The organism is Asaia astilbis JCM 15831, from assembly GCF_000613845.1.
GTDB classification, from domain to species: domain Bacteria; phylum Pseudomonadota; class Alphaproteobacteria; order Acetobacterales; family Acetobacteraceae; genus Asaia; species Asaia astilbis.
Genome location: NZ_BAJT01000003.1, coordinates 114,594 through 134,039, shown reverse-complemented (window position 1 = coordinate 134,039; position 19,446 = coordinate 114,594). Strand labels below are relative to the sequence as shown.

The 19,446-nt window shown below is 57.5% G+C and carries 14 protein-coding genes and 3 pseudogenes; 12 read left to right on the top strand and 5 right to left on the bottom strand.

The window, feature by feature from the left end:
- Positions 1–5 precede the first annotated feature (5 nt).
- From coaBC to JCM15831_RS16305, 5 genes and pseudogenes are all read left to right on the top strand, one after another.
- The gene (gene coaBC / locus JCM15831_RS03305; protein ID WP_025822695.1) at positions 6–1,208 is read left to right on the top strand and encodes a bifunctional phosphopantothenoylcysteine decarboxylase/phosphopantothenate--cysteine ligase CoaBC; all 1,203 of its coding nucleotides are present in this window, start codon (positions 6–8) and stop codon (positions 1,206–1,208) included.
- A gap of 6 nt (positions 1,209–1,214) precedes the next feature.
- Positions 1,215–1,676, top strand: a complete 462-nt coding sequence (dut, locus tag JCM15831_RS21345; protein WP_025822693.1) for a dUTP diphosphatase — start codon at positions 1,215–1,217, stop codon at positions 1,674–1,676.
- Between the two features lie 90 nt (positions 1,677–1,766).
- Entirely contained in the window at positions 1,767–2,552 is a 786-nt protein-coding gene (locus tag JCM15831_RS03295) for an ABC transporter permease (RefSeq protein ID WP_025822691.1), read from the top strand.
- Between the two features lie 46 nt (positions 2,553–2,598).
- The gene (locus tag JCM15831_RS03290; RefSeq protein ID WP_025822688.1) at positions 2,599–3,468 is read left to right on the top strand and encodes an ABC transporter permease family protein; all 870 of its coding nucleotides are present in this window, start codon (positions 2,599–2,601) and stop codon (positions 3,466–3,468) included.
- A gap of 23 nt (positions 3,469–3,491) precedes the next feature.
- A pseudogene (locus JCM15831_RS16305) lies at positions 3,492–4,806 on the top strand (ABC transporter ATP-binding protein).
- A 96-nt stretch (positions 4,807–4,902) separates the two neighbouring features.
- Here the strand turns inward: JCM15831_RS16305 and msrA are convergent.
- Positions 4,903–5,448 carry a peptide-methionine (S)-S-oxide reductase MsrA gene (gene msrA / locus JCM15831_RS16300; protein WP_035773768.1) on the bottom strand — a complete coding sequence of 182 codons (546 nt, stop codon included), beginning with the start codon at positions 5,446–5,448 and terminating at the stop codon, positions 4,903–4,905.
- 39 nt (positions 5,449–5,487) lie between these two features.
- A pseudogene (locus tag JCM15831_RS16295) lies at positions 5,488–7,370 on the bottom strand (CocE/NonD family hydrolase).
- Positions 7,371–7,615: 245 nt separating this feature from the next.
- On the opposite strand from JCM15831_RS16295, the pseudogene ilvD reads away from it, so the two are divergent.
- From ilvD to JCM15831_RS03240, 6 genes and pseudogenes are all read left to right on the top strand, one after another.
- Positions 7,616–9,464 (top strand): annotated as a pseudogene (ilvD, locus tag JCM15831_RS16290) (dihydroxy-acid dehydratase).
- 314 nt (positions 9,465–9,778) lie between these two features.
- Positions 9,779–10,531, top strand: a complete 753-nt coding sequence (locus JCM15831_RS03265; protein WP_025822686.1) for an AIDA repeat-containing protein — start codon at positions 9,779–9,781, stop codon at positions 10,529–10,531.
- Complete coding sequence (locus JCM15831_RS03260; RefSeq protein WP_025822684.1) at positions 10,528–11,745, top strand: AIDA repeat-containing protein; 1,218 nt, start codon at positions 10,528–10,530, stop codon at positions 11,743–11,745. Before JCM15831_RS03265 ends, JCM15831_RS03260 begins: the two co-directional genes overlap by 4 nt.
- Positions 11,745–12,338: a hypothetical protein gene (locus JCM15831_RS03255; protein WP_025822682.1), complete on the top strand. Its 594-nt coding sequence runs from the start codon at positions 11,745–11,747 to the stop codon at positions 12,336–12,338. Before JCM15831_RS03260 ends, JCM15831_RS03255 begins: the two co-directional genes overlap by 1 nt.
- Positions 12,313–13,215 (top strand): Hint domain-containing protein, encoded by a 903-nt coding sequence (locus tag JCM15831_RS20810; RefSeq protein WP_198024225.1) that lies wholly within the window; start codon positions 12,313–12,315, stop codon positions 13,213–13,215. Before JCM15831_RS03255 ends, JCM15831_RS20810 begins: the two co-directional genes overlap by 26 nt.
- A 334-nt stretch (positions 13,216–13,549) precedes the next feature.
- Entirely contained in the window at positions 13,550–14,476 is a 927-nt protein-coding gene (locus JCM15831_RS03240; protein ID WP_025822677.1) for a LysR family transcriptional regulator, read from the top strand.
- 83 nt (positions 14,477–14,559) lie between these two features.
- Here JCM15831_RS03240 and JCM15831_RS03235 read toward each other — a convergent pair whose 3' ends face one another.
- Genes JCM15831_RS03235 through JCM15831_RS03225 form a run of 3 tightly spaced genes read right to left on the bottom strand, consistent with a single transcriptional unit; the run spans position 14,560 to position 18,466 of the window.
- Positions 14,560–15,798 carry a Hint domain-containing protein gene (locus JCM15831_RS03235; protein WP_025822675.1) on the bottom strand — a complete coding sequence of 413 codons (1,239 nt, stop codon included), beginning with the start codon at positions 15,796–15,798 and terminating at the stop codon, positions 14,560–14,562.
- Positions 15,795–16,706 carry a hypothetical protein gene (locus JCM15831_RS03230; protein ID WP_084490528.1) on the bottom strand — a complete coding sequence of 304 codons (912 nt, stop codon included), beginning with the start codon at positions 16,704–16,706 and terminating at the stop codon, positions 15,795–15,797. Before JCM15831_RS03230 ends, JCM15831_RS03235 begins: the two co-directional genes overlap by 4 nt.
- Positions 16,622–18,466 (bottom strand): hypothetical protein, encoded by a 1,845-nt coding sequence (locus JCM15831_RS03225; protein WP_025822671.1) that lies wholly within the window; start codon positions 18,464–18,466, stop codon positions 16,622–16,624. Before JCM15831_RS03225 ends, JCM15831_RS03230 begins: the two co-directional genes overlap by 85 nt.
- Positions 18,467–19,001: 535 nt before the next feature.
- On the opposite strand from JCM15831_RS03225, the gene JCM15831_RS03215 reads away from it, so the two are divergent.
- Positions 19,002–19,445 (top strand): DUF1868 domain-containing protein, encoded by a 444-nt coding sequence (locus JCM15831_RS03215; RefSeq protein WP_025822669.1) that lies wholly within the window; start codon positions 19,002–19,004, stop codon positions 19,443–19,445.
- Position 19,446: the final 1 nt, after the last annotated feature.

Genomic DNA, 19,446 nt, shown 5'->3' with positions numbered 1-19,446 from the left:
ACCACATGGCTGGCCGGATCATCCTGATTATAGGAGGCGGCATCGCTGCCTATAAGGCGCTGGAACTGATCCGGCTGCTTCGCAAACGCGATGTCGCAGTCGAATGTGTTCTGACCGACTCAGCAACACATTTCGTGACGCCGCTTTCTGTTCAGGCCCTGTCCGGCGCCCCTGTGCATACGACCCTGCTCTCGCTGGCAGAAGACAGCCAGATGGATCACATTGCCCTGTCGCGCAGTGCGGATCTTCTCGTCGTCTGCCCGGCGACCGCCAATCTGATGGCCCGTATGGCCAATGGCCTGGCCGACGACCTCGCTACGACACTTCTTCTGGCCACGGACACGCCGGTACTGATCGCGCCAGCGATGAATGTCCGCATGTGGAAACACCCAGCCACGCAAGAAAATTATCGTCGATTACGCGAGCGCGGATGCGATTTCGTCGGGCCTGAAGACGGCGAAATGGCCTGCGGCGAGTTTGGCCCCGGTCGACTGAGCGCCCCTGAGACGATCGTCGAGGCAATCGAGTCTGCTCTTTCGCCCCATAAGCCGCTTACGGGCCGTCATGTTCTGATCACGGCAGGGCCGACTCACGAGCCGATCGACCCGGTCCGGTTTATTGCCAATCATTCCTCAGGCAAACAGGGCTATGCCATTGCTGAAGCCTGTGCCGCCCTCGGCGCACAGGTCACGCTGGTCAGCGGCCCGACAGCCCTGCCCTGCCCCAAAGGCGTAACCCTGGTCCCTGTTCTGACGGCCTCAGACATGATGGCCGCCTGTGAGAAAGCTCTCCCCGCCGATTGCGTCATCTGTGCCGCTGCAGTGGGCGACTGGCGTGTCGCACAGAGCAGCGAGCAGAAACGCAAGAAACAGCCCGGTGAGACGGTTTCCCTCGCCCTCGTCGAAAATCCGGATATCCTCGCGACCCTCTCGCGACCCGGACCGCATCGCGCGTCTCTGGTGATCGGTTTTGCCGCCGAGACCGAATCTCTGGAACAGCACGCCAAGGCGAAACTCGCCCGCAAAGGATGCGACTGGCTGCTCGCAAACGATGTCGGCGGTGAAAGCGCTGTCTTTGGGGGGGATCGCAATCGCATCCTGTTCCTGAACGGCGAGACCGTTGAGACCTGGCCGGACATGCCCAAGGCCGAGGTCGCCTCACTCCTCGCTACACGCCTCGCAGCTCATTTTTCCTCAACCTCAAGGTAAGGCCGTATGTCACCGATTCCTGTCGAGCTCGTCAGACTCCCCCATGCCGAAGGGCTGGACCTGCCTCACTATGCCAGCAGCGGCGCTGCCGGGATGGATCTTCTGGCTGCCGTCGACGCTGACCTGATCGTCAAGGCCGGGGAACGCGCCCTTGTTCCGACCGGAATCAGGATCGGGCTGCCATCTGGCTACGAACTCCAGATTCGTCCGCGCTCCGGCCTTGCCTTGAAGCACGGGATCACCCTCCCCAATTCCCCCGGAACGATCGATGAAGATTATCGGGGCGAAATCGGAATCATTCTTCTCAATACAGGCAAGGAAGATTTTGTGATTTCGCGCGGAATGCGCGTGGCTCAGGCCGTGCTGGCCCCCGTCGTCCGTTTGACATGGGTTGAAGTTTCTGAGCTGGATGAAACAGCCCGTGGCGCGGGCGGTTTCGGCAGCACGGGCACCACCCGAAAGCCCTGAGCCGAACGAGGCTTTTTGAACCAGTAAGTCGGCTCTCTTCCTCGACCGCCGCAAGGCACGATGAATGACCCCGGCATGAGGAAGGAGCGCATGTCGCCATTACGGGCGCGACGCGGCCCACGCGGAACGGATCGGAAAGCAGGACTGACGACAACGCTCGTCGGTACCCTCGCCGTTGTCGCAGCTCTGGCGCTGCTCTCCCGTTTTCTGCCCGCACAGCTCACCCCGTTCCATAGCGGAGGGCTGACGACATCGCATCTGCGCTCTCTCGCAGGGTTAAAGGTCGTTCTGGAAGATTTCGGTCATACGGCGTTTCGCATGGTCTGTGCGACGCTGACAGGATCGATGATCGGGGCAATTCTGGCCCTGCTGGCGGCGAAAGTGCCTTTTGTACAGAGCGCAGTGCGAACGGCACTGAGCGGGCTGCACATGATCCCGCTTCTTTGCCTTCTGCCATTTCTACGGCCTCTGGGCTTCGAAATCACGGTGATCTGCACTACTGCGCTGTGCTTCGCAGGCCCCATTGCGAGCGCGGCTCTTCGGGCCTGGGCGCAGATTCCCCGACCGCTCGATGAGGCGGCCCGCGCCCTGGGGCTTACGGGATGGCAGCGCCTTTGGCGGCTTGAAGCGCCGTTTGCGATCCCCGATGGCGTGACCGCACTGGCACGGGCAATGCCGCTTGCCTGGTGTGTCCTGATCGCTTCGGAGATGCTCCCCGTCAATGGCGCGCTTTCGACCCGTCCGGGGCTCGGCACTCACGCCGCACAAGCGGCTGCCATAGGATCGTTCTGGCAGACCTCACTCGCCGCGTTATTGATCGGCCTATTAGCCTTCCTCTACGACACCGGCCTTGTTTTCCCCTGGCAAATCTGCTGATCGTTACCGGCTGAATCCCATCTTCGCCTCCGCTGAAGATCCATGGATGCTCAAATTCTGGCGACGCACCCGGATGCTCAAGCTTTTCGGCGAACGATTGCGTCGTGCCCTCGCCTGGGCGGGCGATCTGCGGCTCGGAAGAACGGGATTCCGGCCGACTGCAACGCAGGCAGGCTCTTCACCACTGATCGCGCTCTCTTCCGGGCTCTTCCTTCTCCTGATCATTGTGGCCTTCTTCTACCGCCATCACGCACTCAATCTTGGCGATCTCGGGGTCGTCATCGCGCAAAGCTCCCTCTCGGCGGTGCGGATGACTCTTGCCCTCCTGGTCGCCTTCGCCCTGTGGTTGCCGCTTGGGGTCTGGCTTGGCCTCTCGCCACGCCGGGCCGCGCTGGCGCGCCGTGCAGCGCGGTTTCTCACGCTTTATCCCAAGAACATCCTCTTTCCGGTGCTCTGCGTCGCGCTGTCGGCTTTGCCGTTTTCCTCTCTGATCTGGCCTTTCATCGCCTGTCTGTTTTTCGTTCAGGGGCTGCTTTTACCCCAGATCCTTCGTGGCATGAGAGCCTATCCCGTCGACCTGCTTCAGGCGGCCCGAAACCTGCAGATCCGGGGCTGGTTATGGTGGAGCCGCATCCTGCTGCCAGGCCTCGCTCCGGCTTTGGTGGAGGCGGCAAGCGCCGCGTCGATGACTGGATGGACGATCCTGATTGTTGCGGAACGATCATCCTGGAACCTCCAGAATCGCGACGGAAGCGGGATTGGGGCTTACGTCGCGCACGCCATTGAGGTGGGCGATCTCCCCCGTGTCGTCCTTGGCGCCGCCGTGCTGACGCTTTGCATCGCCCTTGGTGAATTTCTGGTCTGGAATCCCCTGCGCCTTCAGATCAGACGCCGCATACAATCGTCACAGAGCTGACCCTTATGACCATGGAGCCTGTCATGCAGGAAACCCTGCTCTCGATACGCAATTGTCTTCAGGTCTATCAGAAGGAAAGCAGCACCGAACTGCCCGTCCTTGAGGATGTGAGCTTCGATCTTCAGGCCAGTGAAATCGTGGGTCTTGTCGGCCGATCCGGCTCGGGCAAGAGCACGCTGCTGCGTATCGCGTCAGGCCTTATTCCGGCGAGCGCTGGCGAGATCGTCTGGAAAGGACACATTCTCGGCGGACCGACCCCTGAGATTGCGATGGTTTTTCAGTCCTTCGCCTTGTTTCCGTGGCTGACGGTGCAGCAGAACATCGCACTCGGCCTGGAGGCAAAGCGCCTTCCCCGTGCGGAATGCGAGCGCCGTTGCGACGACATGATCGATCTCATCGGGCTCAACGGCTATGAAAACGCCCTCCCCAAGGAGCTTTCGGACTCAATGCAGCAGCGCGTCGGGCTTGCCCGCGCGCTGGTCATGCGGCCCGATCTTTTGCTGATGGACGAGCCTTTCGCGTCTCTCGATATGCTGACTGCCGAAAATCTGCGAACCGATCTGATCGAACTCTGGTCTGAGAGACGCTCCCCACACGCGCCATGATGCTGGCCACACATAATGTGGAAGAAGCCGTGCTGATGTGCGATCGGATTCTGCTTTTCTCGTCCAATCCGGGACGGGTCTCGCATGAGCTGACCGTCCCCTTCCCCCATCCGCGCAACCGCATGATGCGGCGTTCAGACAATTCGTCGATGAGATCTACACCTTGATGACGCGTCGCGCGCCTCTGGTCTCGGAAGCGAGCCTGGAGCCCGGCGTCTCTTCGCCCGCGCCGAACCCCATGTCGCTGGTGCTTCCCTCCATCCCCATCAACGTGCTTGTGGGTTTGCTGGAAACACTGGCGGCCTCTCCGCTCAATGGCCGCGCCGATCTGCCCCATCTGGCTGAGCGCCTCCAGATGGCACTCGATGATCTGTTTCCGCTTGGAGAATCTCTTCAACTTCTGGAGCTGGCGGAGCTGGAAGACGGCGATATTCTGATGACGGAAGCCGGAATCCGCTTCGTGCAGGCCGATCAGGATGAGCGGCGTGAGATCATGCGCACGGCGCTTGTGCACCATATCCCCCTCATCCGCTCGATCCGCGCCGTCCTCGACGAACGCTCCGGTCATCGCACGGGAGCAGACCGGTTCCGGGAAGAGCTGGAGGCGACGATGTCGCCAAGTTATGCAGAGCAGACCCTGATGACCGCCACGAACTGGGCACGCTACACAGAACTCTTCGATTTCGACGAGGAAGCCGACCAGTTCATGCTTGATCGTGAGTCTGCTGGCTAGTGAACCAGCCGGGTCTGGAACGCGGCGAAAAGAGGGTTTCGTTGCGGTATGCCCGCCCGCCCGCCGCAGAGCAGGCGTGTCACCCGACCGGGCGGGTCAGGCTTTCAATCGGTCGCGATAGATCTTGCGCGCCTTGGCGACTTTCGGTGCTACGACTGCGCTGCAATAGGCGGTTTCGGGATTGCGGGCAAAGTAGTCGTGATGCTTTTCCTCAGCCTCCCAGAACACCGCCGGACCTGCGATTTCGGTCACGATCGGGGCGGGCCAGATGCCTGAATCCGCGATCTCCTGGGTCACTTCCCGAGCAATCACGTCCTGAGCCGGATCGAGCGCGAAAATGACCGAGCGATATTGCGTGCCGACATCATTGCCCTGCCGATTGAGCTGGGTTGGGTCATGGGTCGTGTAGAAAACGCGCAGCACATCGGCGAAGCTGATCTCCTGCGGGTCGAAAAGGACCTCAACCACTTCTGCATGGCCGGTCGCCCCGGAGCAGACCTGCTCATAGCTGGGGTTTTCCCGACGTCCGCCCGCATAGCCAGGCTGCGCAGATTTGACTCCGCGCAACCCGGTGAAGATTGCTTCCGTACACCAAAAGCAACCGCCCCCAATCAGGGCCTTTTCAAGATGGGTCTCACTCATAGGGGCCTCACTTTTTTGACAATACGGAAGCTTTCGGCGTCACTGCTTGACGACAGGAAGGAAGATGCTGCTGGCCTGAGCGCCACCACGCGAGATCGACTGGGTCGCCGCCTTGTAGTCGGCAGCCTTGGCCTCGAAGATGTTCGAGACATAGGTTTGCGGATTACGATCGTAAAGGGGGAACCAGGAAGACTGGATCTGCACCATGATGCGATGACCCGGCAGGAAGACATGATTCACCGCAGGAAGCGTGAACTTGTATTCCTCGACCTTGTTCGCGGGAATCGCCTCGGCGCGCGCGGGGTCATGACGGTAACGACCGCGGAAGATATCCATCGAAACCGAAAGCTCGTAGCCTCCCATCGCCGGGCGATCGGCCGTGACGCAGGATAGACGTCGATGATTTTGACCACCCAATCGGCATCGGTGCCGGTGGTTGCCGCAAACAGATCGGCTGTCGGCACACCCGAAACACGCACCGCATGATCCAGAACCGGCGTCTGATAGGTCAGCACATCGGGCCGGGATTCAGCAAAACGCTGATCGGAGACCAGCCATGGCTTCCAGCGAGCACCGTCCGCGAAGCTGTAAGGACGTGTCATGAAGGGAACCGGATGAGCCGGATCTGAGACGTAGCTGTCTGTGCCGGGCTTCGCACGTTCGAACCCGAGCCCGTTATTCTCTTTCAGATAGAGACGATCTCCCGTCCCGATGCAGCTCTGCTCGCAATTGCCGAGCCACCCCCGCAAATGGTCCCACTGGTTATCACCCGTATTATAGATGATCGCATCGTCGAAATGTGTCTTGGCACTTCCCGGCTTCAGATACTGATCGAAGAACGGACGCATGACATTGGCGCGATACCAGAGCGCCGTATCCCCCTTGAAATGGAGCGGGCCAAGGCTCGACCCATCGTAGTTGACCCCGCTATGGCGCCAGGGGCCCATGACGAGAATATTCGGGACCTTGGGATGATCCTTGCGCAAAGCCATCCAGCTATGGATCGCCCCCCACATATCTTCCTGATCCCACAATCCCTGCTCCCAGATGGTCGGCACGGTCAGCGGGTGTTTGGCGAGGAGCTTGTCGAGCGCCTGCCCCTGCCAGAACGCATCATAGGCAGGATGGGCCTTCATGCGTTGCCACCACGGGAACTGATCGAGCCCCGCAGCTGTCGCGAAATCACCCGCTGAACCCGCCTGAAGGAAGTTGGTGTAATCATCCGCGTCGCGACGCGGGATGCCACCACTTTCGCCCTTCTTGGTCATCTGCATAATGAAATAATCGAAACTGCCCTGGCGGAAGGCTCCATAATGGAACCAGTCATCGCCCATCCAGCCATCGACCATCGGGCTCTCAGGCGCGGCGACCTTGAGCGCAGGGTGCGGATCGAGCAACGCCATGACAACAGTCCAGCCTTCATAGGACGACCCCGTCATGCCCACACGGCCATTGCTCTGCTGCACGTTCTTGGTGAGCCAGTCGATCGTGTCCCACGCATCGGTCGTATCATCGGTCTTGCTGGGGTTGAGCGGACCGATCGGGGGGCGCGTCATGACGTAATCGCCTTCGGAGCCGTATTTACCCCGCACGTCCTGAAAGACCCGGATATAGCCCGCGTCGACGAACACGCCGTCACCCTGCGGCAGCAGATTACGCATTTCGGCGGCGCCAGACACACGATCTGCACGCTCTGACGCATGATACGGGGTGCGCGTCAGGAGAATAGGCGCGTCATGGGGCTTGGCGGCCTTCGGAATGACAATGACGGTATGCAGCTTCACACCGTCACGCATCGGGATCATGACATCCTGCTTGATGTAATCCCGACCTGTTTCCGGCAACTGCACATGTGCAGGAATATCGGAGCCTCGCTGCACCATATCGGGCGTCACAGGCAGGCCGTTGACCGTCTGCGCCATGGCGTGCGAGGCCCCGAGCAGGCAGGATGTCATCAGCAACAGAGATCGGGTCAGAGGTCCAACGCGCACGCAATCATTTCCTTGAACGGCTTAGCAAGGCGGGGATGATTGATCAGACTTCCCCTTGCGGCAAGCGATTGGCCACGTTATTTCGCACAGGGTAATAAAAATACGCCTACGGGCCGCTTGCTATTGCATTTCATGCGCAACTCGCCCGCTTCCTCCATCAGTTCCGGATCAGTGTCATGCCCGCCTATCGTTCCCGCACTACCACCCATGGCCGTAACATGGCCGGTGCCCGCGCCTGTGGCGCGCTACGGGCATGACGGATAAGGATTTCGGCAAGCCTATCATTGCCGTTGCCAACTCCTTCACTCAGTTCGTGCCAGGTCATGTGCATCTCAAGGATATGGGCGCGCTTGTGGGCGGTGCGATTGCTGAGGCCGGTGGCATCGCGCGCGAATTCAACACGATTGCGGTCGATGACGGCATCGCCATGGGTCACGGAGGCATGCTCTACAGCTTGCCCTCTCGCGAGCTGATCGCCGATTCCATCGAATATATGGTCAACGCCCATTGCGCCGATGCGCTGGTCTGCATCAGCAATTGCGACAAGATCACGCCGGGCATGCTGATGGCCTCGCTGCGCCTGAATATTCCGGTCGTGTTTGTTTCCGGCGGCCCGATGGAAGCAGGCAAGCTCGACGGTCCCGGCATCAACCGCAAACTCGACCTGGTCGATTCCATGGTCGCTGCGGCAAACCCGAAAGTGACGGATGCGGAATCCGAAGCCATCGAGCGATCGGCCTGTCCGACCTGTGGCTCGTGCTCGGGCATGTTCACAGCTAATTCGATGAACTGCCTGACCGAGGCTCTGGGCCTCTCCCTGCCCGGCAATGGCAGTCTTCTGGCCACACATGCCGATCGCCGTGAGCTGTTTCTTGAAGCAGGCCGACTGGTCGTCTCTCTGGCTCGCCGTTGGTATGAGCAGGATGACGCAACTGCTCTGCCGCGCAGCATCGCGACCAAGGCAGCATTTGAAAACGCCATGACGCTGGATATCGCCATGGGTGGCTCGACCAACACCGTGCTGCATCTTCTGGCAGCCGCACGGGAGGCCGGGGTCGATTTCCATATGGCCGATATCGATCGCCTGTCGCGCAAGGTGCCCAATTTGTGCAAGGTCGCGCCTGCCAAAGCCAATGTGCACATGGAAGACGTTCACCGTGCTGGCGGTATTCCCGCCATTCTCGCCGAACTCAACCGTTGCGGTTTGATCGACACGACGGCCCACACCGTCCACGCGCCAAGCATGAAGGAAGCCCTTACGAAATGGGACGTGCTCGAAGGCGATGAGCAGGCAAAAACCCGCTTCCTTGCTGCGCCGGGCGGCGTGAGGACGACAGAGGCTTTTTCACAGTCTAGCCGCTATTACGAGCTGGATACCGACCGCCAAAACGGCGTGTTGCGGGATCGCGAGCATGCTTTCTCCCAGGATGGCGGTCTGGCCGTGCTTTACGGCAATCTGGCCGAGGCAGGCGCCATCGTAAAAACGGCTGGGGTGGTCAACAGCCTGCTGACCTTCACAGGACGCGCCCGCGTGTTCGAAAGTCAGGAAGATGCCGTCGCCGGTATTCTGGCCAACAAGATCGTCGATGGGGACGTGGTGGTGATCCGGTATGAAGGGCCGAAGGGCGGCCCCGGCATGCAGGAAATGCTCTACCCGACAAGCTACCTGAAATCGAAGGGGCTAGCCGAGACCTGTGCCTCATCACCGATGGACGCTTTTCGGGTGGCAGTTCGGGCCTATCGATCGGTCACATCTCGCCGGAAGCCGCAGAAGGCGGTCTGATTGGCCTGCTTGAGGAAGGCGATCAGATTGAAATCGACATCCCGAACCGCATCTTGCGCGCTCTCGTCGACGATGCGGTCCTCGCCGAGCGTCGCGAACAGATGGAAGCGCGCGGTACCGACGCCTGGACACCGGATCGCATCCGGGAAGTCTCCCCTGCCCTGCGGGCCTATGGCCTTTTGACCACAAGCGCCGCCAATGGCGCTGTGCGGGATCTCGCGCAGATCACCCGTCGAAACTGATTTTACAGCGGGCTCTCCTGTTTTAAAGGAGAGCCTTTTTTGTGCCTTTCATTCATTAGAATTTCTTATGAGGCATGCTGAATCAGGCCGGTTTTTATCGCGCAAACAAGCCAATAAACAAGTCGCAATAATAAAGTGACTTTGGTTCGACAAAAGAACATGAGTAATGGCTTTGTTTCGCGGTCAAATTCAGAGAAAAAGTTTGAAATAAGACATCACGATAACGTGAGTACCTCACTCTCTTCGTGGACAGTTCTCTGAATTTCATCAGCCTTGCCAACGGTCACTGATAACCAGGCTTATGGAGCCCTATCATGACCGGAACATCCGCCTCAAAACATGCATCTCTGTCTTTCTCCCGTTCGATCGCAAGAGCGGGTGGCGGGTTCGACGACCCTGACAACGCCGATAATCTATTCGTCACCAGTGGGAATACCTGCAGTGGCGCGCAGCTCTCAGGCGATTACATGTCTGTGCAGGGCGAAGGCGCTGTTGCGCAGGACACAGCCCTGACCCATGGCGCCTGGCAGGATGTTGCTTTCAATAGAACAACAAGCTCCGGTGGTGGTGGCGGTCTAGCAACGGGGACGTCGTTAGGCGCTGGTGCCAAACAATTTGTCCATTCTGGAGGCACCGCCACGGGCTCGCTGGTCAGTTCCGGCGCAACGGCCGTCATCTCCGGAGGCGGTGTAACGTCAGGAGCGACCGCGTGGGGTGACGGCTTCTACGGACAGGAAGGGACGAATGACGGTGCTGTTATCGTCCAGGGCGGAGCAAGCAGCATCGCAGCCGTCGTTTCGGGCGGCTACCTTAGCGTTCAGGGACAAGACGCTCTGTCCGAAGGTGCCATCATCACAGCAAATGGCTGGCAGGATGTCGGACTCAATAACAGAACGAGCGAACGCGGCGGCGGTGTTGCACGCAAGACCACCCTCGTCAGCGGTGGCAAGCAATATGTGGACGACGGCGGCCTTGCCACCCACACGACTATTGGCTCGGGAGGCTCCCAGGAAGTCCAGGTCGGCGGAAAAGCAGACCACAGCTATGTCGCAGCCGGAGGTCGATGACCGTCCATAACTGGGCGTCGAGCCACAATACTGTCGTGGAAAATGGAGGAACCGCTCGTATTGAGGGAAATGCGACGGAAACAGTCACCGCAGGTACCGGCTCGGGGGTAACCGTCTGGGGCAACGGGTTCGGTAATCAGGATGGTGCGGGCTTCCTGTCAGTCGGCAGCGGTGGAACAGCCTTCAACGAACATATCATGGGCGGTTACCTTGCGGTCGAAGGCGATGGGGCGACGTCAATCGACGCCGTCATTACGAATTATGGGTGGCAGGACGTCGCTTATAATCGACGAACCAGCACACATTCCTACGGCGTCGCCTACGGCACGAAACTCTCCGAGGGGACAAACCAGTTCGTCTACTCTGGCGGCACCGCCAATAAATCCCAAATCGCCTCGGGCGCTTCTTCAACACTTTTCAGCGGTGGTGTGGCATCGGGCGCGACAGCCTGGGGACGAGGCTTTCATGGCAAAGACGAAAAATGGGAAGGTGCGCTGATTGTCCAGGGTGGCGCAACCAGCACCGACGCCGTTATTTCGGGAGGCTATCTGTCCGTGCAAGGGCAGAACGCTTTTTCTGAAGGCGCAATTGTCACGGCCGGAGGCTGGCAGGATGTCGGGCTCAATAACCGAACGGACGCACATGGTGGCGGGACTGCCATCAGGACCACCCTTGTCAATGCGGGCAAGCAATTTGTCGATCAGGATGCCGTGGCCATCCAGACCATTGTAAGTTCGGGCGGCTCGCAGAATATCCTCGCGAACGGCAAGGCAGATCAGACACAGGTCTCTGCCGGTGGGTCCATGAATGTGGAGTCATGGGGATCAAGCCACAATACGGTCGCCGCAGCAGGCGGAAGCGCCACGGTGCAGCGAAACGCCACCGAAACGGTCACGCTCGGCAGTGGTTCAGGAGTCACGGTGTTCGGTGACGGTTTCGACAACCAGGACAATACCGGGGTTATCGCAATCGGAAGCGGCGGGACCGGTTTCAATCAGATTGCCAACGGAGGCTATATTTGCGTTGAAGGCGATGGCGCCACATCGGTCGATGCTCTTGTCACTGGTAACGGTTGGCAGGACGTGGCCCATAACGGCAAGACCGGGACAGGTTCATTGGGGTTCGCTACGGGTACAAAACTCACACAGGCGGCCGCCAGTACGTTTATAGCAACGGCACAGCCGCAGACACATCAGTTGGCTCAAGCGGGCTGATGATGGTCATCAGTGGCGGAACCGCCCTGAACGCCGCCGTAGCTGGCGCGGGAAATGTCGAAATCCAACCTGGAGGCTCCCTGTCTGGGGGCGTCGTCGAAGATCTGGGTGTCGTCAAAGCCGCTGGCGGTCGCCTTGGTGGCCATATCGACGTGGCGGGCTATATCGGAGGGGGAACGATCATCGATCAGGGTGTCGTTGACATCACCAGCGGCGGTGTCGCGTCCCAGATCGTCGTCGCCTCGGGAGGCTCGATTCACATCGATCCAGGAGGCAGGATCTCCAACGGTGTCTTCTTGCAAGTCGGTGGGCATGCAACTGTCGATGCCTCCGTCAGCGGAACAGTCGATCTCGCGCAGGATGGCTATGCTCGACTTATCGTAACCGGGCGCACCAATCCGAAACTCGTGATATCCGGGTTCAACGGTGCCAGGAAGGACGCCTCCGATCAGATCGTTCTGCGCGATATACCGCGTGCGGACATCATGAAAGTGGATTACCCCGACGTCGATCACGTCGCGTTCACTCTACAGGAACGGCGAAACGATCACCCTCACGGTCCCTGGGGTGAAAAAACATGGCTTCTCCCTTGATTCAGCCCCTGATGGCTCGACCATTTTCGAGGTCTGCTTTCTGAGCGGCACCTTAATTACCACGCCTTTTGGCGATCAGCCCGTGGAGAACCTCAAAGCCGGAGATGACGTCTTCGTCTTCCATGACGGTGTTGAAAGTATCCAGAAAATTGTCTGGACAGGACAAAAATCCGTCATCCAACGCAAGGACGAGAATAGGGAGCTGGAATCTTACCCGGTTCGAATAAAGGCTCATGCTTTCGCGCCCGGTCAACCGTTCAAAGACCTGCTCGTGACGCCAGAGCATTGTCTCTTCGTCGACGGTTGCCTGGTTCCTGCCCGCATGCTCGTGAACGGACACTCCGTTCAGCACGACCGAACTCTCACGACCTACACCTACCATCACATCGAGACCGAAACGCATTCCCTGCTTCAATCCGATGGCCTTTTCAGCGAAAGCTATCTCGATCGAGGGAACCGCTCGACCTTCGACCCAGGCACCGTTTTCGAAGCCGCATCGGAACAGCTGCAGGACCATGAAACACATCCGGACGGAGCGATGGCCGCGCCACTCAATGTCGATGCGGTTTTCGTCAAAAAGATCTGGGACCGCCTGGCTCAACGTGCAGGATTGGCGGACATCTCTGCTACAGCCTCACAATCCAGAAATGACCTTCATCTCGTCACTCAGGATGGAAGGCGCCTCACCCCTTCGCGTATCTCCGGCAAGAGACATATTTTCTGTCTTACTGGAGAGGTTTCGTCCGTAAGGCTTGTTTCGGATGTGCATTGTCCGTCCCGGGATATCGGCCCTTGGTCGATGACAGGCGGTCTCTCGGTGTGCTTGTCGGGGAGGTGTCTCTCTATTCTTCGAAGAGCACGCGCGAAATCGATCTGAGTTCAGACGAGGCAATGGGACACGGCTGGCACCAGGTTGAACCTGGCTCTCTGCGCTGGACGAGTGGTAACGCCGCGATCTTTCTGGGATCTCATTTACAGAACGAAAGCCGTATTCTCTCTATAGAAATTGCGGCCTGAAAACAGGGCACCGGTACGCCTATCCAAAATATTAAATATCGGCTCACGGTTGATCCGCTCTTCTCTACCCACGTTGTGGGTAGCGAGCAATCGCCCACGTGATTTTTTAACTATGCATTTTGCCAAAAAATTACTGCTTTCCCTCGTAACGGAGAAAGCCTCTTCGGCACCGACAGATGCAGCAAGGGAGTGCCATGAAAGAATCTCTGCCGGATCTCAACGCCTTTGCCGTCGTCGCGAAGGAAGGCAATTTTACACGTGCGGCCGCTGCAATGAATGTCTCTCAATCTGCATTGAGCCAGACCATTCGCGGCCTGGAGAAGCGCCTGGGAATCAGACTTTTCCACAGAACGACACGCAGTCTCTCTCTCACTGAGTCCGGCTCGACCTTGCTCAACGAACTCGAGCCCGCACTCGAGCGGATCGCGCACGGTCTGAGCAAAATGCATGACGATCAAGGAGAAATTCGTGGAACGCTAAGGGTTACGGCCGACGATTTCGCGATCGAGACGGTCCTATGGCCTCTCATTACCCGCTTGACGCAACGACATCCGGAAATAAGGGTCGAAGCCATCAGCGACTACGCACGCGTTGATCTGGCACGTGACAATAGCGATGTCGGGATCCGCCGCGGCAAGCTTGTTTCCAAGGATATGATCGGGATCGAGGTTGGCTGCGAAAATACCATGACTCTGGCGGCGAGCCCGGATTTTCTGAGCCGCTTTGGCGTTCCCACCTCTCCTCATGACGTTGCTTCTTTCAAATCGATCTGCATGCGCCTGCCAACAAATGGCGAAATCTTTAATTGGCGGTTCATGCTCGATTCAGCAGAATTGATGTGCAAGCCCAAACAGAGCCTCGTCTTTTCAAGCATCTTCCAGGCCCGAAAAGCCTGTCTTGAAGGCATGGGGCTTTGTTGGTTGCCTGTTGCTTTTTACGCACCGCATTTCAAAGATGGGACGCTGATCGAAGTGCTCGCCGAGCACCGATACAGCTTCGAGCCCTATTTTCTCTATTACTCCTCACGTCATCAGAAATCGCCTGCTCTGACGGCCCTGCTGCAACAGGTTCGCGAGCAGGCAAAGGAAAGAGCCGCGATCCCCAAAAGCTCTGAAGCCTGAGGCGGAGAGAGACAACCCTGTTCAGAGCTTGAAATTTCGTCCCTGTAAAAACAGAAAACGTAATTCCATCAGGTTCTTATCATTTATGGGTGCGATCCTGCTGCCAGAATTTGGACAGATAAAACCCGGCTTCCGCTCGACGCTCCGATTGGCAACACGCCGCGGCCATTGGTCCAGCGACGCTGTTCTGGCTTCACGGCATGCCAACCACGAGCATGCTTGAGGAAATAACGTACATCGATGGCAGTGGACCCTTGAGGACTGAATAAATTCACATCTCCCACAAGAACACCCAACTCTCGTCGATCATCCACAAAAGGACCAATCTGCTCACTGGGCTTTGCCGATTGCGAGCAAAGATAGACAATCTCGGCATCGCCAGGCACTGTGAAAACATAACGCGCATCACTAATCCGGGTCGGTAGAATACGCTCCCCCGCTTCGGTGCATAAATGCACGACAGGCTCCGGGTTATGATGTGTTTTCGACGTCGGTTCGATGCCAGCTCGCTGCGCTAATCTCCGCCAGATTGGTTCAACAAAGGACCGTAAAACCTCAAGCCTGGCTGCCATCTTCCTCTCGGCGACGTCCGTCTCATTGACGGATGTCAGGGGTGCATCCGCGTTGCGGGTCGTGAGTCCATCCCGGTTCCCTGTATCAAGATAGCTCTCACAGAGCATCCCATCTGCTGAGACAACAGAGTGAGTGTTTGTCTCGATATGGAAATACTGATACGTCTTTAATTTCTGATCATGATAAATCGTTTTGTTATTGACGATCATTCGGGCAGGTACCAGAGCACCGTCGATGAACAGGCAATGTTCAGGGGTGACCAGAAGGTCCTTATAAGGAACGTTTTCCGCAAAGGCATGTGCTTTGATACGCACGGGATACTGCGTCGGGCCGAAAGTGGAGGTCATCTCTTCATCAATTTGACGATGTCCGATCCAACCGACACGTTGTATTTCTTCTTGTCCCCGATGATAGACGAAAACCGAATCGCCAACGTTAAGCGTCTCGATAGCCTGCTCGCCTCGCGGGGTTCTGATGAGTGTACCCTCAAGAAAACAGACCGAGAAAATGGTCGAGTTTCCGGCCCCGTCAGCTAGGTCGAAACCAAATTTTTGCACACCCGGAACGTTGAGGGTCAGTTTTCGATTTCCTTTGAGCGTAAATTCAACAAGATCTGGTCCCGGATATGACACTCCAAGAATATCCGATTTTGGGATATCGCGCAGAATGATCTGATCGGAGGAACCCGGGTTGTTGCCGTTAAACCCGGAAATGATCGACGTTGGACTTGTCGTCCCCGTGAGCGTCAACCGGCTGAACCCATTTCCGCCCAGATTGACGGTACCGCCAGCGCCACAATCCAGTGTTGCCGCACCACCCGGCTAATATTCGCCACCCCCAAGAGCTTCCCGCCCTGATCGACCTGCAACGATCCGCCGGAAGCAATCACCGGAGCCTGAACACTCCCCCCCGAGCTAATTTCCAGCTTTCCTTGCGCATCGATGGTTCCGCCGGAAACCACACCGCTTCCAACGACATTTCCGCGCAAAAGCGCTCCAGAAAGGCCGCGAAGTGTCCCCCCCGCGTCGATTACGCCGCCTTCAACTACTCCGCCTCCGGAAACGACGGCAATACCGCCTGTAAGAACATGAGCCTCGCGACCGAGCCCACCAGAGTCGATGCGGATCGTTCCACCTGCAGACGCCACACTTCGAGACGCTATACCGGAAGAGACGACAAGCTGATAGGAGCCCGCATCGATACGGGTATCGTTGGCCAAAGCTGGCCCATACGATTTCGTGTCCCATTCCACACCGACGTCTTGCCATGCGCCAGCTGTCAAACGCAGATTTGACGTTACGGCAGAAACATTCCCACTTCCGTAAGTCGCAATACGAACCGCACCAGAAGCAGTGAAGTCCATGGCGGTGCCACCAGCCTGTACCAGCGCAAGCGCTCCTGTCTGGAGAACCAGACCTGAAGCGCTGCCGTCAGAGACGAGTTCCGTCCCTCCCGAACTGACGACACCAATGCCTCCCTCCGCAATCGTGCCGTTTAACCCTACGCCTCCGTTCCAGATTTCAAGTGTACCGCCGCTTGAGACGATCGTGTTCTTCAGAACACCGCCATCGGCTACAACTGCCGTACCGCCGAAACGAGGAGCCGGCCACCGTCCGACACAAGGCTCTGAGTGGCAGTGCCACCTGAGGCCACCCACTGATAGGTTCCTTTCCCGATCTGGGTTCGATACGCGTGGGCTGGTCCGGTGGCGGTCTTGTTGGGAAACAGGGCCCCTACATCCTGCCGGGCACCATCCTGTAGAACCACATCGCTTGTCACTGCGTAGACACTGCCGCTGCCATAAGTCGCGACGTAGGCACTCGTGCCCGAAACCATGGCGCCATTGAGGGTTGCTCCTGCAGCAACCTCAACTCGACCGTCCGTCAGGACGACGGCGTTCTCCCCTGTTCCGCCAGCACTCAGAAGGAGTGTTCCACCAGAAGAGACAACGCTCCCGAGAACCGTTCCACCAGAACCGACCCATTGATACGCATTCGTACCGACATGCGTGTCATGCGTGATCGCCGGACCACGAGACGCAATCCCCTTATCTCCAAACAAAGCGCCCACATCCTGCCTGGCACCGTCAAGAAGGGTAAGGTTCGATGTGACAGCAGCGGAGACACCGCTCCCATACGTCGCTACATATGCCTGAGAGCCCGAAGCAACGAAATCGAGCGCTGTGCCTCCTGCCTGCACATACGCATTTCCGCCACCTTCTACAGTGATGCGAGACGCACTTCCCCCTGATAAAATTTCCGTACCGCCACTATGGACGATGCCGACGCCTCCTGCCGCAATCGTATCGTTTACCCCAACACCGCCGTTCCAGATTCCCAACGTCCCACCACTGGTGACGCTTGTGTTCGTGACGGTTCCGCCTTCTTCGACAACTGCAGTTCCGCCCAAGCCCACGCTCGCATCTCTACTGTAGCCATCTCCCTTGACCTCTAGAGTACCGCCGCTCGACACAAGGCTCTGAGTGGCGGTGCCACCTGAGGCCACCCACTGATAGGTTCCGTTCCCGATCTGGGTACGATAAGCATTGGCTGGTCCGGTGGCAGTTTTGTCGGGAAACAAGGCCCCCACGTCCTGCCGGGCATCATCCTGCAGAACCACATCGCTTGTCACTGCGTAGACACTGCCGCTGCCATAAGTCGCGACGTAGGCACTCGTGCCCGAAACCGTGGCGCCATTGAGGATCGCTCCTGCAGCAACCTCAACTCGACCATCCGTCAGGACAACGGCGTTCTCCCCTGTTCCGCCAGCACTCAGAAGGAGTGTTCCACCAGAAGAGACAACGCTCCCGAGAACCGTTCCACCAGAACCGACCCACTGAGACGCATTGAGACCAATATGGGTTCTATCTGCCATCGCCGAACCCCGGAAAACGATACCGTCGTCCTCACGAAGAGCGCCGACATCTTGCCTGGCGCCATCGAGAAGAGAAAGGCTTGACGTAACGGCAGCTGAGAGGCCACTGCCGTAGGTCGCAACGAGTGCCTGAGAACCCGAGGCCACGAAATTGATCGCCGCCCCTCCTGCCTGCACGAGAGCGCTCCCACCGTTTTGCACCGTGATACCTGAAGCAACGGCAGAGGAGACAATTATCGTGCTACCACTCGAGACGACATTGCCATCGCCACTTAAGGAAAAGTCATTCGCAATGATCGCACCGTCGCGGCTAGGGACAGCTCCGATCGAACGAAACAGTTCGGTGTTGCTTATGTTTTCGCTATTTGGACCCCGTTTATCAGCAGACGACTGCTTGGAACCTGGTTTCTTTTCCGAAGAATGACGTGAATTACTTCCGGGAGCGTCTTGCTCTGTCTGTTCGGCTTCGTTTCTCGCATCGGGCGTCACGACACCGCTATCAACAACGACAGTTTGTGCAGGGCGGGAGTCGTTGCGGGTCATGTCTTCGCTTCCTTGTTTGCAAAAAAAGAACTATCCGACCAAGCGTGATCGAAAGGAAATCAATGTGCAGCCATCCGACAGTCAAATTCGGATAATCTAGAATTTTATGGGTACAGTTCCCTGTTACCTCAATAACGGCGATGCCTTATTGACAATATTGTGATTGATGGACCCTTGAAATAGAAAAAATAAATTAGCTATACTTAAATATATTTTTTGTAATATTCTTGTAAAGAAAAATATAGGATATTTATTTGTCTTTGTCTTATTGTTTTTTAGGTATTATATTATATGATTTTATTTTTTATTTATAAACGTCCACAAATCACTTATCAGTTCTGCATTGTTTTACCCCTTCTCTAGAAGCATCTGGATAGGGTTCATTATCATCATGGAAATATATTCATATTTAGATATAAAATACTCATGGTTTGACATGATATAGAGGCTCTTCACCGAGAGAGGATCGCCCTTTCCGCGGCGCATAGGCGAGACCTGTTATATGTGTTGTCCTTCTTTTTCCTCTGAACTTCGTTTGCCACGACGCCGCTCCGTTCTGCTCGGTCTAGGGGCAATCCTTGCGGGGGGTGCCAGTCCACTCCCTCACCCTGGAACAGATCAACCATTCTGCGCTTCAGCAACAAGACCTCAGGGAGGCGACCGTCAGGGGAAATTCGATGCAACCGGCACGCCTCTTTTTTGGCCCGGGAACACCATCATCTGCCCGTTCGGCGAGGCTGATCCGCTCGCACGCGCGATGCTCGAATTACACGATCTGATCCAGCGGGACTGGTCCAGTTTCATCGCTCTCACCTCGCCTTCCAGCTACCATATGACTCTTCTGGGCGGGGTCGATGCCGAGCAAAAAGCAAAGAAAAACTGGCCTACAGGCATTCCGGAGACGACATCGATACCCGATACAGCCTGCTCATCCGAGATCGGCTGGCTGCGAGACGGTTCGATATTCCGGAAAAAATAGA

Bases quoted from the DNA above. Each gene is read 5' to 3' on its own strand.
- coaBC (WP_025822695.1), top strand. From the start codon at position 6: ATGGCTGGCCGGATCATCCTGATTATAGGAGGCGGCATCGCTGCCTAT.
- dut (WP_025822693.1), top strand. From the start codon at position 1,215: ATGTCACCGATTCCTGTCGAGCTCGTCAGACTCCCCCATGCCGAAGGG.
- JCM15831_RS03295 (WP_025822691.1), top strand. From the start codon at position 1,767: ATGTCGCCATTACGGGCGCGACGCGGCCCACGCGGAACGGATCGGAAA.
- JCM15831_RS03290 (WP_025822688.1), top strand. From the start codon at position 2,599: ATGCTCAAATTCTGGCGACGCACCCGGATGCTCAAGCTTTTCGGCGAA.
- msrA (WP_035773768.1), bottom strand. From the start codon at position 5,448: ATGAGTGAGACCCATCTTGAAAAGGCCCTGATTGGGGGCGGTTGCTTT.
- JCM15831_RS03265 (WP_025822686.1), top strand. From the start codon at position 9,779: ATGACCGGAACATCCGCCTCAAAACATGCATCTCTGTCTTTCTCCCGT.
- JCM15831_RS03260 (WP_025822684.1), top strand. From the start codon at position 10,528: ATGACCGTCCATAACTGGGCGTCGAGCCACAATACTGTCGTGGAAAAT.
- JCM15831_RS03255 (WP_025822682.1), top strand. From the start codon at position 11,745: ATGATGGTCATCAGTGGCGGAACCGCCCTGAACGCCGCCGTAGCTGGC.
- JCM15831_RS03240 (WP_025822677.1), top strand. From the start codon at position 13,550: ATGAAAGAATCTCTGCCGGATCTCAACGCCTTTGCCGTCGTCGCGAAG.
- JCM15831_RS03225 (WP_025822671.1), bottom strand. From the start codon at position 18,466: ATGACCCGCAACGACTCCCGCCCTGCACAAACTGTCGTTGTTGATAGC.